Origin of the sequence: uncultured Shewanella sp. (genome assembly GCF_947501225.1) — a bacterium.
Taxonomy (GTDB): Bacteria; Pseudomonadota; Gammaproteobacteria; order Enterobacterales; family Shewanellaceae; genus Shewanella.
The window spans coordinates 63,245-77,530 of sequence record NZ_CANMUW010000015.1 but is presented as its reverse complement, the minus strand read 5'-3'; the positions used below and the strand labels follow the sequence as shown (position 1 = coordinate 77,530).

Annotated in this window: 15 protein-coding genes; all 15 read right to left on the bottom strand. The window is 46.5% G+C overall.

The window, feature by feature from the left end:
* Window positions 1-28: 28 nt before the first annotated feature.
* The 15 genes from glmU to mioC all read right to left on the bottom strand — a co-directional run bounded on the left by glmU (window position 29) and on the right by mioC (window position 14,232).
* A complete protein-coding gene (glmU, locus tag Q1B47_RS17940) occupies window positions 29-1,396 on the bottom strand; it encodes a bifunctional UDP-N-acetylglucosamine diphosphorylase/glucosamine-1-phosphate N-acetyltransferase GlmU (protein WP_299796725.1) in 1,368 nt (455 codons plus the stop codon).
* A gap of 381 nt (window positions 1,397-1,777) precedes the next feature.
* The gene (locus Q1B47_RS17935) at window positions 1,778-2,206 is read right to left on the bottom strand and encodes a F0F1 ATP synthase subunit epsilon (RefSeq protein WP_299796722.1); all 429 of its coding nucleotides are present in this window, start codon (window positions 2,204-2,206) and stop codon (window positions 1,778-1,780) included.
* 32 nt (window positions 2,207-2,238) lie between these two features.
* Entirely contained in the window at window positions 2,239-3,615 is a 1,377-nt protein-coding gene (gene atpD, locus Q1B47_RS17930) for a F0F1 ATP synthase subunit beta (protein WP_299796720.1), read from the bottom strand.
* Between the two features lie 35 nt (window positions 3,616-3,650).
* Complete coding sequence (gene atpG / locus Q1B47_RS17925; protein WP_299796718.1) at window positions 3,651-4,511, bottom strand: F0F1 ATP synthase subunit gamma; 861 nt, start codon at window positions 4,509-4,511, stop codon at window positions 3,651-3,653.
* Window positions 4,512-4,558: 47 nt separating this feature from the next.
* Window positions 4,559-6,100 carry a F0F1 ATP synthase subunit alpha gene (atpA, locus tag Q1B47_RS17920; RefSeq protein ID WP_299796716.1) on the bottom strand — a complete coding sequence of 514 codons (1,542 nt, stop codon included), beginning with the start codon at window positions 6,098-6,100 and terminating at the stop codon, window positions 4,559-4,561.
* A 14-nt stretch (window positions 6,101-6,114) separates the two neighbouring features.
* Window positions 6,115-6,648 carry a F0F1 ATP synthase subunit delta gene (atpH, locus tag Q1B47_RS17915; protein WP_299796714.1) on the bottom strand — a complete coding sequence of 178 codons (534 nt, stop codon included), beginning with the start codon at window positions 6,646-6,648 and terminating at the stop codon, window positions 6,115-6,117.
* Between the two features lie 16 nt (window positions 6,649-6,664).
* A complete protein-coding gene (atpF, locus tag Q1B47_RS17910) occupies window positions 6,665-7,135 on the bottom strand; it encodes a F0F1 ATP synthase subunit B (protein ID WP_299796713.1) in 471 nt (156 codons plus the stop codon).
* Between the two features lie 37 nt (window positions 7,136-7,172).
* Window positions 7,173-7,424 carry a F0F1 ATP synthase subunit C gene (atpE, locus tag Q1B47_RS17905; RefSeq protein ID WP_011639455.1) on the bottom strand — a complete coding sequence of 84 codons (252 nt, stop codon included), beginning with the start codon at window positions 7,422-7,424 and terminating at the stop codon, window positions 7,173-7,175.
* A gap of 68 nt (window positions 7,425-7,492) precedes the next feature.
* On the bottom strand, window positions 7,493-8,287 hold the full coding sequence (gene atpB, locus Q1B47_RS17900; RefSeq protein ID WP_299796697.1) for a F0F1 ATP synthase subunit A: 795 nt from the start codon (window positions 8,285-8,287) through the stop codon (window positions 7,493-7,495).
* 3 nt (window positions 8,288-8,290) lie between these two features.
* Window positions 8,291-8,683 carry an ATP synthase subunit I gene (locus tag Q1B47_RS17895; protein WP_299796695.1) on the bottom strand — a complete coding sequence of 131 codons (393 nt, stop codon included), beginning with the start codon at window positions 8,681-8,683 and terminating at the stop codon, window positions 8,291-8,293.
* A gap of 226 nt (window positions 8,684-8,909) precedes the next feature.
* The gene (locus Q1B47_RS17890) at window positions 8,910-9,797 is read right to left on the bottom strand and encodes a ParB/RepB/Spo0J family partition protein (protein WP_299796693.1); all 888 of its coding nucleotides are present in this window, start codon (window positions 9,795-9,797) and stop codon (window positions 8,910-8,912) included.
* A gap of 15 nt (window positions 9,798-9,812) precedes the next feature.
* Entirely contained in the window at window positions 9,813-10,601 is a 789-nt protein-coding gene (locus Q1B47_RS17885) for a ParA family protein (protein WP_299796690.1), read from the bottom strand.
* A 90-nt stretch (window positions 10,602-10,691) separates the two neighbouring features.
* On the bottom strand, window positions 10,692-11,312 hold the full coding sequence (gene rsmG / locus Q1B47_RS17880) for a 16S rRNA (guanine(527)-N(7))-methyltransferase RsmG (protein ID WP_299796687.1): 621 nt from the start codon (window positions 11,310-11,312) through the stop codon (window positions 10,692-10,694).
* A 122-nt stretch (window positions 11,313-11,434) separates the two neighbouring features.
* Window positions 11,435-13,333 (bottom strand): tRNA uridine-5-carboxymethylaminomethyl(34) synthesis enzyme MnmG, encoded by a 1,899-nt coding sequence (gene mnmG, locus Q1B47_RS17875; protein ID WP_299796684.1) that lies wholly within the window; start codon window positions 13,331-13,333, stop codon window positions 11,435-11,437.
* A 458-nt stretch (window positions 13,334-13,791) separates the two neighbouring features.
* Window positions 13,792-14,232, bottom strand: coding sequence for an FMN-binding protein MioC (gene mioC / locus Q1B47_RS17870; protein WP_299796680.1), 441 nt, complete (start codon window positions 14,230-14,232; stop codon window positions 13,792-13,794).
* Window positions 14,233-14,286 lie beyond the last annotated feature (54 nt).

Sequence of the window (14,286 nt, the reverse complement as noted above, 5' to 3'; positions counted from 1 at the left end):
TTCTATCTATCAGTGCTCATATCAGAGCTTAGCCTTTAGGCTTCTTAACCGGTCTGGCCCAGCCACTGAGATGACGCTGCTTAACCCGGGTGATAACCAACTCACCTTCGGCTACATTACTGGTGATGGTCGAACCCGCCCCTAAAGTGGCTCCCTTACCGATAGTCACAGGCGCCACGAGTTGAGTATCACTACCGACAAAGACATCATCTTCGATAACGGTAAGGTGCTTGTTAGCCCCATCGTAGTTACAGGTAATGGTTCCCGCACCAATATTAACGCCGCTACCTATCTGAGCATCGCCAATATAGGCCAGATGTCCCGCCTTGGAGCCCTCACCTAATACGGCTTTCTTCATCTCGACGAAGTTACCGATATGGGCATCACGCTTTAGCTCGGCGCCGGGACGCAGACGCGCGAATGGGCCGGCACTGGCATCACAGCCTATCTTGGCATTCTCGACGATAGAGTAAGGCTTGATATCGGCATTATCACCAATCTCACAATCGATAAGAATGGCGCCCGCTCCAACAGTCACGTTATTACCGATAGTGACCTTACCCTGCATGATGACGTTTACATCTATCATCACATCCATACCAACGGTGACATCGCCGCGTATATCGAGTCTGGATGGATCACGCAGGTTTGCCCCTTCGAGCATAAGCTTCTGCGCCGCACGAGCCTGATAAGCACGTTCCAGTTGCGCCAGCTGAACCCGGTTGTTCGCTCCCTCAACCTCCATCGCCGACTCAGGCTGAGCCGTCGTAATTGAAACCCCGTCTCTATGGGCCATGGCAACGATATCGGTAAGGTAGTATTCCCCCTGAGCGTTATCCGAAGATAACTGACCCAGCCACTCTTTAAGTTGCTTACCCGGGGCTGCCATGATGCCGGTGTTGATCTCGTTAATGGCCAGCTGCTCGGCATTTGCATCTTTCTGCTCGACAATACCAACCACTTTACCGGCTTCTCTGACGATACGGCCATAGCCTGTTGGGTTAGGCAGATTAACGGTTAAAATTGCCAGACCATTCTCTTCACGAGCAGCTAATAGCGCTTCCAGTGTCTGAGTCTGAATGAGCGGGACATCGCCATAGAGAATCAAGACTGTGTCGTCGTCACCGATATTATCATTTGCCTGAGCCACCGCATGACCTGTGCCTAGCTGCTCAGCCTGCAGTACCCAGTTAAGCTGCTGTTCGCCTAATGCACTCTGTAGCTTGTCAGCACCATAGCCATACACCAACTGAATCGAGTCACTTCCCACATCATGGGCGGTATCGATCACATGCAGCACCATGCTCTTATGGGCGATAGGGTGTAAAACTTTAGGAAGATCTGAACGCATGCGGGTTCCCTTGCCTGCGGCCAAAATCACTACATTCAATGCCATCGAGTTATCCTTGAGCTAAAAGCTTTAAAAATCTAAAAAGAGGTCTATTTTGTGCGCTGATTTTAACGGAAAAGAGAAGAAGATAGAAGGCAAAGACGACGGCAACGCCTGTTCGACACTTGCAAGCTGGTGGACATAAAGACTAAAACACAAGCTTCAAACTTTTTAATAGATTAGCTCGCTGATAGTTTGCTCTAAATCGAGGAAAAGCAGCGGAGCTTATGCCCATAAGTGAGCAGCTTTGACAAAGAGATAGGGCAAAATAGCCAGAGATAAGCATTAAAAAACAAATACCAAAACTTTCCATCCATAGGTTTTGGCATAAGTGTTCCAGACACAAAAAAGGCGCCCATAGGCGCCTTTTTTCATCAAACAATCACCTTATCTGGCAATGTTCTTCCTGATGGTTTCGACAACGCGTAATTGAGCGATAGCCTGAGCTAACTCAATTGCTGCTGCTGCGTAGTTGAAGTCGGCGCCAGCATCCGCAAGTGCGGTTTCTGCACGACGCTTAGCTTCTACAGCTGCTTGCTCGTCAATCTCATCGGCACGCAATACGACGTCAGCCAATACTGAAACAGAAAAAGGTTGAACTTCCAGGATACCACCCGAAAGATAAAACACCTCTTCACTTCCATCTTGCTTGACGATGCGTGCCATGCCAGGTTTGATATGTGTCAGCAGTGGCGCGTGACCAGGCATAACACCCAGATCACCTTCACTACCGGTTACTTGCAGGTGTGCTACAAGACCAGAGTAGATGCTACTTTCTGCGCTTACTATATCAAGTTGTACTGTCATGGCTGCCATCCGTTCTCCTTAAACTAAGTAAAGTTACTTAGTTATTTTTTGTTAGCTTTCTCAACGGCTTCGTCGATAGAACCAACCATGTAGAACGCTTGCTCCGGAAGGTGATCATACTCACCGTCTAGAATGCCCTTGAAGCCACGGATTGTGTCTTTAAGAGAAACGTACTTACCTGGAGAACCGGTGAATACTTCAGCAACGAAGAAAGGCTGTGAAAGATATTTTTCAATCTTACGAGCACGGGCAACGGTAGTCTTATCTTCATCAGATAATTCATCCATACCTAGAATCGCAATAATATCTTTAAGCTCTTTATAGCGTTGTAGCTGAGTCTGTACACCACTAGCAACATCATAATGCTCTTGGCCAACAACCTGTGGATCAAGCTGACGTGAAGTCGAATCCAGTGGGTCAACCGCTGGGTAGATACCCAGAGAAGCAATGTTACGTGACAATACAACAGTCGCGTCTAAGTGAGCGAAAGTTGTTGCTGGTGACGGATCCGTCAAGTCATCCGCAGGTACGTATACGGCTTGAACAGAGGTAATAGACCCTGTCTTAGTCGATGTAATACGCTCCTGAAGTACACCCATCTCTTCAGCCAGTGTTGGCTGGTAACCTACTGCTGAAGGCATACGGCCTAGCAGTGCAGATACTTCCGTACCCGCCAAGGTGTAACGATAGATGTTATCAACGAAGAAAAGAACGTCTTTACCTTCGTCACGGAACTTCTCGGCCATAGTCAGACCAGTCAGTGCCACACGTAGACGGTTTCCTGGAGGCTCGTTCATCTGACCATATACCATGGCCACTTTATCGAGTACTCCTGAATCTTCCATCTCGTAGTAGAAGTCGTTACCCTCACGAGTACGCTCACCTACACCGGCGAAAACTGATAAACCAGAGTGCGCTTTAGCGATGTTGTTAATAAGTTCCATCATGTTGACGGTCTTACCAACACCAGCACCACCAAACAGACCAACTTTACCACCCTTAGCGAATGGACATACAAGGTCGATAACCTTGATACCAGTCTCTAAGAGTTCAGTTACGTTTGACTGATCTTCGTATGAAGGAGCTTCACGGTGGATAACATAACGTTCATCCTCACCGATAGCACCCGCTTCATCCACTGGCTCACCCAATACGTTCATAATACGGCCTAGGGTCTTCTCCCCAACCGGAACTGAAATTGGTGAACCAGAGTTTACAACCTCAACACCACGACGCAGACCATCTGAAGAACCCATAGCAATGGTACGAACTACACCACCACCAAGCTGCTGCTGAACTTCCAGCACCAATCCTTCACTTTTGATCTCTAGAGCGTCATATACCTGAGGTACGGCATCATGTGGAAACTCAACGTCCACAACCGCGCCAATTACTTGGACAACAGTACCTGTGCTCATGATTAATCCTCTAAAACTTTTATTCGTTACCTAACCTAAACGGCAGCGGCACCTGAAACAATTTCCGACAGTTCCTGCGTAATCGCAGCCTGACGGGCTTTGTTATAGACCAGCTCCAAGTCACTGATAAGGTCACCAGCGTTGTCTGTTGCAGCTTTCATCGCAACCATACGGGCCGCTTGCTCAGATGCAATATTCTCAACAACACCTTGGTAAACCTGCGACTCCACATAACGTACCAGTAAAGTTTCCAAAAGATCTTTTGGATCTGGCTCGTATAGGTAGTCCCAGTGATGAGAAACCTCATCTACCTCTGACTTAGGCAACGGTAGCAGCTGTTCGATCACAGGAGTCTGGCTCATAGTATTCACAAACTTGTTGAATACTACGTACAGACGATCCAATGTGCCTTCGTTGTATGCTTGTAGCATGACACGTACTGTACCGATCAAGTCAGCTAACGACGGTGCGTCACCTAAACCTGAAGCGTATGCAGATACCTGTCCGCCGAAGCTATTGAAGAACTGTACACTGCGAGCACCAATTGGGCAGAATTCGACTTCTACGCCTTGCTCTCGCTGGCTCTTCACGTCTGCGACAACCTTCTTGAAAAGGTTAACGTTCAGACCACCACAAAGACCACGGTCGGTTGATACAACAATGTAACCAACCCGCTTGGCCTCTCTCACTTCCAAATATGGATGCTTATATTCGAGAGAACCTTGCGCCACGTGACCGATCACCTTACGCATATTTTCTGCATATGGACGACTCGCTGCCATGCGATCTTGTGCTTTACGCATTTTACTCGCGGCAACCATCTCCATTGCAGACGTGATCTTCTGAGTGTTCTGAACACTCGCGATCTTGGTTTTAATCTCTTTAGCGTTGGCCATCTTAACTCTCCAATCTGGACCTGAGGCGCCTTACGACACCTCTGTTTTTACCAGGTTTGGGTTTCAACGAACTTGTCGAGGCCGGCCTTCAACTCACCTTCGATATCGGCATTATAAGTGCCGGTTTCGTTGATGGTCTTCATAAGGTCAGCATGCTCGCTGTTCATGAAAGAGAGCAGAGACGCTTCGAAATCACCGATTTTAGCTAGCTCAACGTTCTGTAGGTAACCTTTTTCAGCTGAGAAAATAGACACAGACTGGTCGGCTACGCTCATAGGCGCATATTGCTTTTGCTTCATAAGTTCGGTAACACGCTCACCATGCTCAAGCTGAGCACGAGTTGCATCATCTAAGTCAGACGCAAACTGTGAGAACGCTGCAAGCTCTCGATACTGTGCAAGAGCGGTACGGATACCACCAGACAGTTTCTTGATGATCTTAGTCTGAGCCGCACCACCAACACGAGAAACCGAGATACCTGGGTTAACAGCAGGACGTAGGCCTGAGTTAAATAGGTCTGTTTCAAGGAAGATCTGACCATCGGTAATCGAAATTACGTTAGTCGGTACGAATGCAGATACGTCACCCGCTTGAGTTTCAATAATCGGTAGAGCAGTCAAAGAACCAGTCTGGCCTTTAACTTCACCTTTAGTGAACTTCTCAACATACTCGGTGTTAACGCGTGAAGCACGCTCTAACAGGCGAGAGTGAAGATAGAATACATCACCTGGGTATGCTTCACGTCCTGGTGGACGCTTAAGTAGCAATGAGATCTGACGGTAAGCAACAGCTTGCTTAGAAAGATCATCATAAACAATAAGTGAATCTTCACCGCGATCGCGGAAGTACTCACCCATTGAACAACCAGAGTATGGAGCCAAGTATTGAAGTGCTGCTGCTTCAGAAGCAGTCGCAACTACAACAATGGTGTTCGCCAAAGCGCCGTGCTCATCAAGCTTACGTACAACGTTAGCGATTGTAGAAGCCTTCTGGCCTACCGCTACGTATACACATTTAATGCCTGAATCTTTCTGATTGATAATAGCGTCGATCGCCAAAGCTGTTTTACCAGTCTGACGGTCACCAATAACCAATTCACGTTGTCCACGACCGATTGGGATCATAGAGTCAACGGCTTTATAACCAGTTTGTACTGGCTGGTCTACTGATTTACGCTCAATAACACCTGGTGCGATTACTTCAACAGGAGAGAAACCGTCATTATCGACAGGTCCTTTTCCGTCAATTGGCTCACCCAAGGTGTTGACTACACGGCCTAATAGACCACGGCCAACCGGGACTTCCAAAATACGACCAGTTGTTTTTACTTTATCGCCTTCTGCCAACGTGGCATAAGGGCCCATAACTACGGCACCGACAGAATCACGTTCTAAGTTCAACGCGATTGCAAAACGGTTACCAGGCAGTTCGATCATCTCACCCTGCATGACATCGGCCAGGCCGTGGATGCGGATGATGCCGTCACTTACTGCAACGATAGTACCTTCGTTGCGAGTCTCACTAACGACTTCGAACTGCTCGATCCGCTGTTTAATCAGATCGCTGATTTCAGTGGAATTCAGTTGCATGCTCAAACTCCCAATTACGATTGCAGCGTATCAGACAGACGCGAAACTTTGCCGCGAACCGAGCCATCGATGACCAGGTCTCCTGCCGTGATAATTAAACCAGCAATAAGGCTGGCATCTATGCTGCAATTCAGCTTAACTTTGCGTGCGAGACGTTTCTCTAGAGAAACGCTAATTTCCTGTTGTTGCTCAGAGGTAAGCTCTGTAGCCGAAACAACACATGCTTCAACTTCTTTAGCCCACTCTAATTGCATCTCAACAAATTGCTGAGAAACAGCAGGTAGCACTTCTAAACGACCGTTTTCAGCCATTACCTTTAACAGATTCTGACCTTGCTCATTGACCTGCTCACCACAAACTCCGATAAAGAGTTCTGCAAGCTTGTTACTGGCTAATCCGCCAGTTAGCAGGGGCTGCATGGTTTCGTTTTCACTCACCATGGCCGCGAAGCTAAGCATTTCGGCCCAACTTTCTACTGCATTATTCTCAATGGCATAATCAAAAGCTGCCTTTGCGTAAGGACGAGCGATGGTGGTTATTTCAGCCATAACTCAAAACTCCTTATCAAAGTTCAGCAACAAGTTTGTTAACTATGTCACTGTGGGCGGCTTCATCGATCGAACGCTCAAGAATCTTCTCTGCACCTGTGATAGCCAGAGTAGCCACTTGCTTACGCAAGTCTTCTTTCACGCGATTACGTTCAGCTTCAATTTCTGCTTGACCCTGAGCGATAATTTTAGCGCGCTCAGCATCTGCTTCGGCTTTTGCTTCATCGACGATCTGAGCTTTACGTTTGTTCGCTTGCTCAATGATCTCGTTAGCAGTAGCTTTGGCTTCTTTTAGTTGATCAGTAGCTTTAGACTGAGCCAACTCCAGGTCTTTTACGGCACGATCAGCATCAGCTAGACCGTCGGCAATCCTTTTTTGACGCTCTTCGATGGCATTCATCAAAGGAGGCCAAACAAACTTCATGCAGAACCACACGAAGATAATAAAGGCAACCGTCTGACCGAGTAGGGTAGCGTTGATATTCACAACAGCCTCCTATTTAAATTAAAGACAGAAGCGTTTATTACAGCATTGCACCAAGAGGGTTAGTGAATAGCATGAATAATGCGATACCAACACCGATCATAGTTACAGCATCAAGAAGACCCGCAACGATGAACATTTTAACTTGTAGCATAGGAGCCATTTCTGGTTGACGTGCAGCGCCTTCCAAGAACTTACCACCTAGCAGGCCAAAACCGATAGCGGTACCTAGTGCACCCATACCAATTAGCAGAGCAACAGCAATAGCTGTCATGCCTAGAACAGTTTCCATCTCTATCTCCAAATATTCTAAATCTTGTTAATTTTTGATTTAGCTAAAAAAAATTTCTTCAGCAATTCTTAATGATCTTCATGCGCCATGCTTAGATAAACAATTGTCAGCATCATGAAAATAAACGCCTGTAGAGTGATAACCAAAATATGGAAAATTAACCAACCTAGTTGTAATGAAACACCCAGGGCAGATAACGCCATGTTAGCACCATACATCAACGCAATAAGAATGAAGATCAACTCACCTGCATATAAGTTACCGAATAGACGCAATGCCAATGAGATCGGCTTAGCAATCAGAGTTACGGTTTCTAGCAGAAGGTTGACGGGTATCATTGCCCAATGGTTAAAAGGCTGCAATGTCAGCTCTTTAACAAAACCTGAAACGCCTTTGACTTTAATGCTGTAGTAGATAATCAGCACAAACACACCGATAGCTAAGCTAAAGGTAATGTTAAGGTCGGTCGTTGGAACCACTTTCATATAAGGGATACCAGCTGCAGCAGCCAGTGATGGGATCCAGTCAACTGGAACCATATCCATGAAGTTCATCATGAACACCCATATAAAAATCGTTAATGCCAACGGAGCAATAACAGGATTGCGGCCATGGAAGGTTTCTTTCACGCTTGAATCGACAAACTCGACGATCATCTCGATAAAACACTGAAGTTTACCGGGAACACCTGTAGTTGCCTTCTTTCCAACGCTACGGAACAGCCATAAGAACAGAACACCAAGCCCAACCGAAAAGAGCAACGAATCAATATGCCATGTCCAGAAGCCTTCACCAACACTTAAGTTGGTAAGGTGGTGCTGGATATAGCCCTGCGGTGTTAACGCTTCACCAGTTGCAGCCATGATTCATCCCACTTTACTTTGCTTGAAAAATAAAGGAGCCGTCCAATGCACGATTAACGCTAAGGTATAACAAACAAAAAGTGGCATAAAGCCAACCTCAAAGTTGATAAACACCAGCGAGAACATAGCTATGGTTAACAGCAACTTTACCGCTTCCCCCCAGTAAAAAGTCTTCATGACCTTTCCTGCTGAACTTGCTCCCGTATGGGAAAAAGCGAGGGTTGCGAATACAAAATTAGGAAGTACAGCGATAGCGCCACCTGCCAAGGCAGACAGGCCAGACTGAGCTCCCCACATGGCGAAAAAGAAAACTGAAGCACCCCCAGCCATCGCCGCCTGCATCAAAACCAACTTATAGGCAGACCACCGGCCACGACGTGCTAAAACCTTACTCAATTTATCCTCTCCGCATCTACGCTTTATTGTTTCGATGACCGGATGACAAATATCCGAATAATCTCTAGCGACAAAAAAGCTTGCGAAAGTATACCTTTTCGGGCCTTCAAAGCAAGTTTAAGCTGAGGAAAATCGAGTCTTTTAGCGTGATCTAACGCCAATAGTGTAAAAGTGCAAAATTAACACATGTCACAAAGTTACATAATATGACGATAACGTCGATTTTTTAGCGAATTCTGTCGATAATACCGTCTAATTCAGCAAGATCTTGATAATTAATTACCAATTTTCCTTTGCCTTTTTTATTGTGGCTAATAGAAACTTTTGCGCCTAGACGTTCGACTAATTGACTTTCAAGACGGGCTACATCGTGATCTTTTGCAGGTTTATCTGCAATTTTAGGTGGATTTAGTGTTTTAGTAACTAATCGTTCAGTTTCACGAACAGTTAATTCTTTGGAAGAGACTAATCTTGCTATTGTCGTCTGCTCATCTCCCTCGATAGCAAGCAGGGCACGGGCATGGCCCATATCGATATCACCATACTCCAGCATGCGCTTAACAGGCTCGTTGAGGCCATTTAAACGCAGCAGGTTAGAGACGGTAGCACGAGACTTACCAACGGCATCGGCGATCTGTTGATGAGTAAGGCTAAACTCCTCCATCAAGCGTTGCAGGGCGATCGCTTCCTCCATCGCATTCAGATCTTCACGCTGAATATTTTCGATCAGGGCGATGGCGACAGCCGACTCATCGGGCACCTGCTTAACAATACAGGGGATCTGCTCAAGTTGGGCAATCTGCGCGGCGCGCCAGCGGCGTTCACCGGCGATGATCTCATATTTTTCGGGAGAGATCTTACGGACGACAACAGGCTGAATGATGCCCTGGGCTTTAATTGACTCAGAAAGCTCCTCCAGTGCCTCAGGTGACATATCTTTACGAGGTTGGTATTTACCAGGCTGCATCAGGTCTATATCAAGCATCAATAAATCATCATTTTCAACTGACTTATCAACAACTTCAGCCTTTGGTGCTGGCTTACTGTTTGCCGCGTGACTAGTGCTGAGTAATGCATCTAGACCCTTACCCAAACCGCGTTTTTTTACTGTCATTTCCACTGCCTTTGTTTAAGCTTGCTCAACCTGTTCGTGCTGTTCTGCACGACGAATAATCTCTCCAGCCAGAGCAAGATAAGCCTTAGCTCCAGCGCTGGATTTATCGTAATACATTGCCGGAGCCCCAAAACTTGGTGCTTCCGCTAACCTGACATTTCTGGGAATGACGGTTCGGTAAACTTTTTCGCCGAAATGCTGTTTTAGCTGGTCTGATACGTCGTTAGATAACCGGTTACGCGGATCGTACATGGTGCGTAAGATCCCCTCGATATGCAGACCAGGATTAACCATGGCGCCCAGCTTGCTGATGGTATCCATCAGTGCGGTCAGGCCCTCCAGCGCATAATACTCACACTGCATAGGCACCAAAACTGAGTCTGCGGCAGACATGGCGTTAACCGTCAGCATGTTTAACGAAGGCGGACAATCGATAAAGATGAAATCATAATCGCCTTTTACCGGTGCCAGCGCATTTCTTAATCTAATTTCCCGGGCAAAGAACTCCATAAGTTTGATCTCTGCGGCGGTAACATCACCGTTACCGGCAATCAGGTCATACTTTCCGTTGGTATCTTTGTACACAACTTCATCAAAAGATTTCTCATCGACCAATAATTCATAGGCTGTGTTATCGACACTGTACTTATCGATACCACTTCCCATGGTCGCATTCCCCTGAGGATCGAGATCGATCAGCAATACTTTGCGCTTAGTTGCGGCCAATGAAGCCGCAAGATTCACACAAGTTGTAGTTTTTCCGACGCCACCTTTCTGGTTAGCTACCGCAATCACTTTACCCACAATACCATCCTGTATGTCGCGTTCGTATAATCGACACTATTGAAACCCATACCAAATTGCTTGAACCATGAAGAAAATGCAACTTTATCGCTATTTTTTGATAACTCTCAATAGGTGTCGCTGCTCATCGAGGCGAGGAACCTTGAGTTCGATAATATCGGTAACTTCAAACTCTTCAGGAAGTTTCGCCATCTCATCCTCTGCCAGCTGCCCCTTGAGGGCATAATAACACCCGTTATCTGCCGGAAGGTGATGGCACCAATGCAGCATATCTTCAATCGATGCAAATGCGCGACTCAAGACACCATCAAATTTTGTCTCGGGCTCAAAAGCCTCAACCCGACTCTCCACCGAGCTGATATTGTTAATGCCTAACTCATGCTGAACCTGTTTCTGAAAGCGGATCCGCTTACCTAAGCTGTCCAACAGGACGAAACTTTTATCCGGATTCATAATGGCTAACGGGATCCCGGGTAGACCCGGCCCTGTACCAACATCGATAAAATGCTCTCCCTCGAGATGGGGCGATACGGCCAGGCTATCCATGATATGTCTGATCAGCATCTGCTGCGGATCCCGAATAGAGGTCAGGTTATAGGCTTTATTCCACTTGTTGAGCATCTCAACAAAACCGATAAGCTGCTTCTTCTGCTGCTCGGTTGCAGACAGATTCATTTCAGCCAGATACTCATCTAATTGGGCAGATAACACAGGATTAATCCTTAATAGCGTACGTAAATCGAAACTGTTGACATTATGAAGTGCCGAAAACACTAAGGGAAGCGCTAAAAGCCAATATAAATGGGCTTTGGCTTCCCTTACAGGCAAATAAATTAGCTTTTAGAAGGGTTTTTACGTAACAGACCGCGACGCTTCAGGTGTACCAGCAAAATTGAGATTGCTGCCGGCGTCATTCCGGAAATTCTCGAGGCCTGACCGATTGTTTCAGGTTTATGATCGTTAAGTTTAGCTATCACCTCGTTCGAAAGACCCGGAACCTCCTGATAATCAAGTGTCAGTGGCAAGCCTGTCGTTTCATGCTTAACAGCCTTATCGATCTCATCCTGTTGACGCTGAATATAACCGGAATATTTAACCTGGATCTGTACCTGCTCGGCGGCACGCTGATCTTCAAGGCCTGGGCCAAAACCTTCTAAACTCATTAGTTTAGGGTAATCCATCTCAGGACGACGCAGCAGATCTTCAAAAGAAGCCTCACGGGAGATAGGCGTATTAAGCTCTGGATTTAATACATCGAGCAGCGGTGAGTTTGGATGTACCCACTGACTTCTCAGACGTTGTAGCTCCTGCTCAATAGACTCGCGCTTCTCATTGAACTTAGCCCAGCGATCGTCATCGACCAATCCAATTTCACGCCCTTTCTCGGTCAAACGCAGATCGGCGTTATCTTCACGAAGCAATAAGCGATATTCAGCACGACTGGTAAACATACGGTAGGGTTCTTTGGTTCCCAGTGTCGACAGATCGTCTACCAACACGCCAAGATAGGCTTCATCACGGCGGGGGCACCAACTCTCCTTGCCCTGAACCTGCAACGAAGCGTTCATACCAGCCAGAAGTCCCTGAGCTCCGGCCTCTTCGTAACCTGTGGTACCGTTTATCTGTCCGGCAAAAAATAACCCCTGAATACTCTTTGTCTCCAAAGAGTTTTTCAGATCCCTTGGATCGAAGTAATCATATTCGATGGCATAACCGGGTCGAATGATCTCGGCGTTTTCCATTCCCTTGATAGAACGAACCAGATTCAACTGTACATCGAAAGGGAGACTGGTGGAGATACCATTAGGATAGATCTCGTTGGTATTTAACCCCTCAGGCTCGATAAAGATCTGATGCGAGTTCTTGTCTGCAAAGCGATTGATCTTATCTTCGATGGAAGGGCAGTAACGTGGACCCACACCTTCGATAACCCCTGAATACATAGGGCTTCTATCCAGACCGCCACGAATAATATCGTGTGTACGCTCGTTAGTATGTGTAACGAAACAGGAGATCTGACGGGGATGGTGACTGACATCACCGATAAACGACATCACAGGTAGTGGGTTATCGCCTTTCTGTTCGCTCATCAGCTCAAAATTAATGGTATTCGCGTCGATTCTCGGTGGTGTTCCGGTTTTCAGACGTCCGATACGGATCGGGAGTTCACGCAGACGATCGGCGAGGGCGATCGATGGTGGATCACCGGCTCGTCCACCGCTGTAATTCTGTAATCCGATATGGATCTTTCCGCTAAGGAAGGTACCAGCGGTTAATACGACTGCCGGAGCTTCGAAAGCCAGCCCCATCTGAGTCACAACACCGGTCACCTTACCGTTTTCAACAATAAGATCGTCTACAGCTTGTTGAAACAGTCTTAAGTTAGGCTGGTTTTGCAGAATTTCCTGGATCTTAGCTCGATAAAGGGCTCTGTCGGCTTGTGCACGTGTTGCTCTGACGGCCGGACCTTTTGATGAGTTAAGCGTACGGAATTGAATACCGGCGTAGTCGGTTGCAATGGCCATTGCGCCGCCCAGGGCATCAATCTCTTTAACTAAGTGTCCTTTACCGATTCCACCGATGGCTGGATTGCAGGACATCTGTCCTAAGGTATCGATGTTATGGGTCAATAACAGGGTTTTGGATCCCATTCGCGCAGCGGCTAATGCGGCTTCAGTGCCGGCATGACCACCACCTACTACAATTACATCAAACCGTTCATGAAAATGCATGAGTAAACCTTAAATTAAAACTGAGTTGGTAAAGAACAAACTGTAAATTCGAGCAGAGCATTTTAGCATTTGATTCATCTTAGGTGAATGATCAATTTCAGTGTTTCGATCGCAAGAGGATCCGCTTAATAGATCTTAAGATCTTTATATAGATCCTTTATTGTTCTTACTATTAAGATCGCGAATTTCTGTGGGTAATCAATATTTACCTTTATTATCAGTGGTTAATCGCGATCAGATCCTGTGATCTATTAACGATCAAACTAAAATAAGCTTGGGGATAGATCGCCTAGTTATCCACAAGGTGGATCATTGAACCGATCGGGTGTTGAATAATACAGGCTTTGATCAGATCAAAATAATACCTTATCCACATATTTATCATTGTAGATCGTAATATGTGGATAAAGTAGATCTAATCTGTGGGTTGATTCGACAGTTATTCTGTTAAAGGGAGCTTAAAGTTGATCTTGCCACTGAGATAACCACTCCAGGGCTGGGTCTTCAGGGATATGATCGTACTGTATATCGATCTGGATCTTATCCACATAGACTTGTGCACCGAATTGCAGAAGCAGTTTTGACAGCTTTTCCGGTCCCTGACAAAAAGTGTCGTAGCTCGAATCGCCGATGGCACAAATGGCAAACTTTGTCTGACTGAGATCTGGGTTTTTAGCCGCGATCTCATCAAAAAAGGGCACTATATTGTCAGGCAGATCGCCGGCGCCGTGAGTCGATGACACGATCAACCACAGGGATTTTGGGTCTAAATCTGCGAGTTCCGGGGCCAAATGTATCTGGTTTTCATGCCCCAAACTGCTCAATTGAGCCGCTAATTCATCTGCCACATATTCGGCACCGCCTAGGGTTGTGCCCACTAAAAGTTCTATTTTTGCCATCTCTTATCCTGAATTTATCGCTTATCTGGGTGAGTTTATGGCGCGGCCAAGGGG

Bases quoted from the DNA above. Each gene is read 5' to 3' on its own strand.
- glmU (WP_299796725.1), bottom strand. From the start codon at position 1,396: ATGGCATTGAATGTAGTGATTTTGGCCGCAGGCAAGGGAACCCGCATG.
- Q1B47_RS17935 (WP_299796722.1), bottom strand. From the start codon at position 2,206: ATGGCAGCCATGACAGTACAACTTGATATAGTAAGCGCAGAAAGTAGC.
- atpD (WP_299796720.1), bottom strand. From the start codon at position 3,615: ATGAGCACAGGTACTGTTGTCCAAGTAATTGGCGCGGTTGTGGACGTT.
- atpG (WP_299796718.1), bottom strand. From the start codon at position 4,511: ATGGCCAACGCTAAAGAGATTAAAACCAAGATCGCGAGTGTTCAGAAC.
- atpA (WP_299796716.1), bottom strand. From the start codon at position 6,100: ATGCAACTGAATTCCACTGAAATCAGCGATCTGATTAAACAGCGGATC.
- atpH (WP_299796714.1), bottom strand. From the start codon at position 6,648: ATGGCTGAAATAACCACCATCGCTCGTCCTTACGCAAAGGCAGCTTTT.
- atpE (WP_011639455.1), bottom strand. From the start codon at position 7,424: ATGGAAACTGTTCTAGGCATGACAGCTATTGCTGTTGCTCTGCTAATT.
- atpB (WP_299796697.1), bottom strand. From the start codon at position 8,287: ATGGCTGCAACTGGTGAAGCGTTAACACCGCAGGGCTATATCCAGCAC.
- Q1B47_RS17890 (WP_299796693.1), bottom strand. From the start codon at position 9,797: ATGACAGTAAAAAAACGCGGTTTGGGTAAGGGTCTAGATGCATTACTC.
- mnmG (WP_299796684.1), bottom strand. From the start codon at position 13,333: ATGCATTTTCATGAACGGTTTGATGTAATTGTAGTAGGTGGTGGTCAT.
- mioC (WP_299796680.1), bottom strand. From the start codon at position 14,232: ATGGCAAAAATAGAACTTTTAGTGGGCACAACCCTAGGCGGTGCCGAA.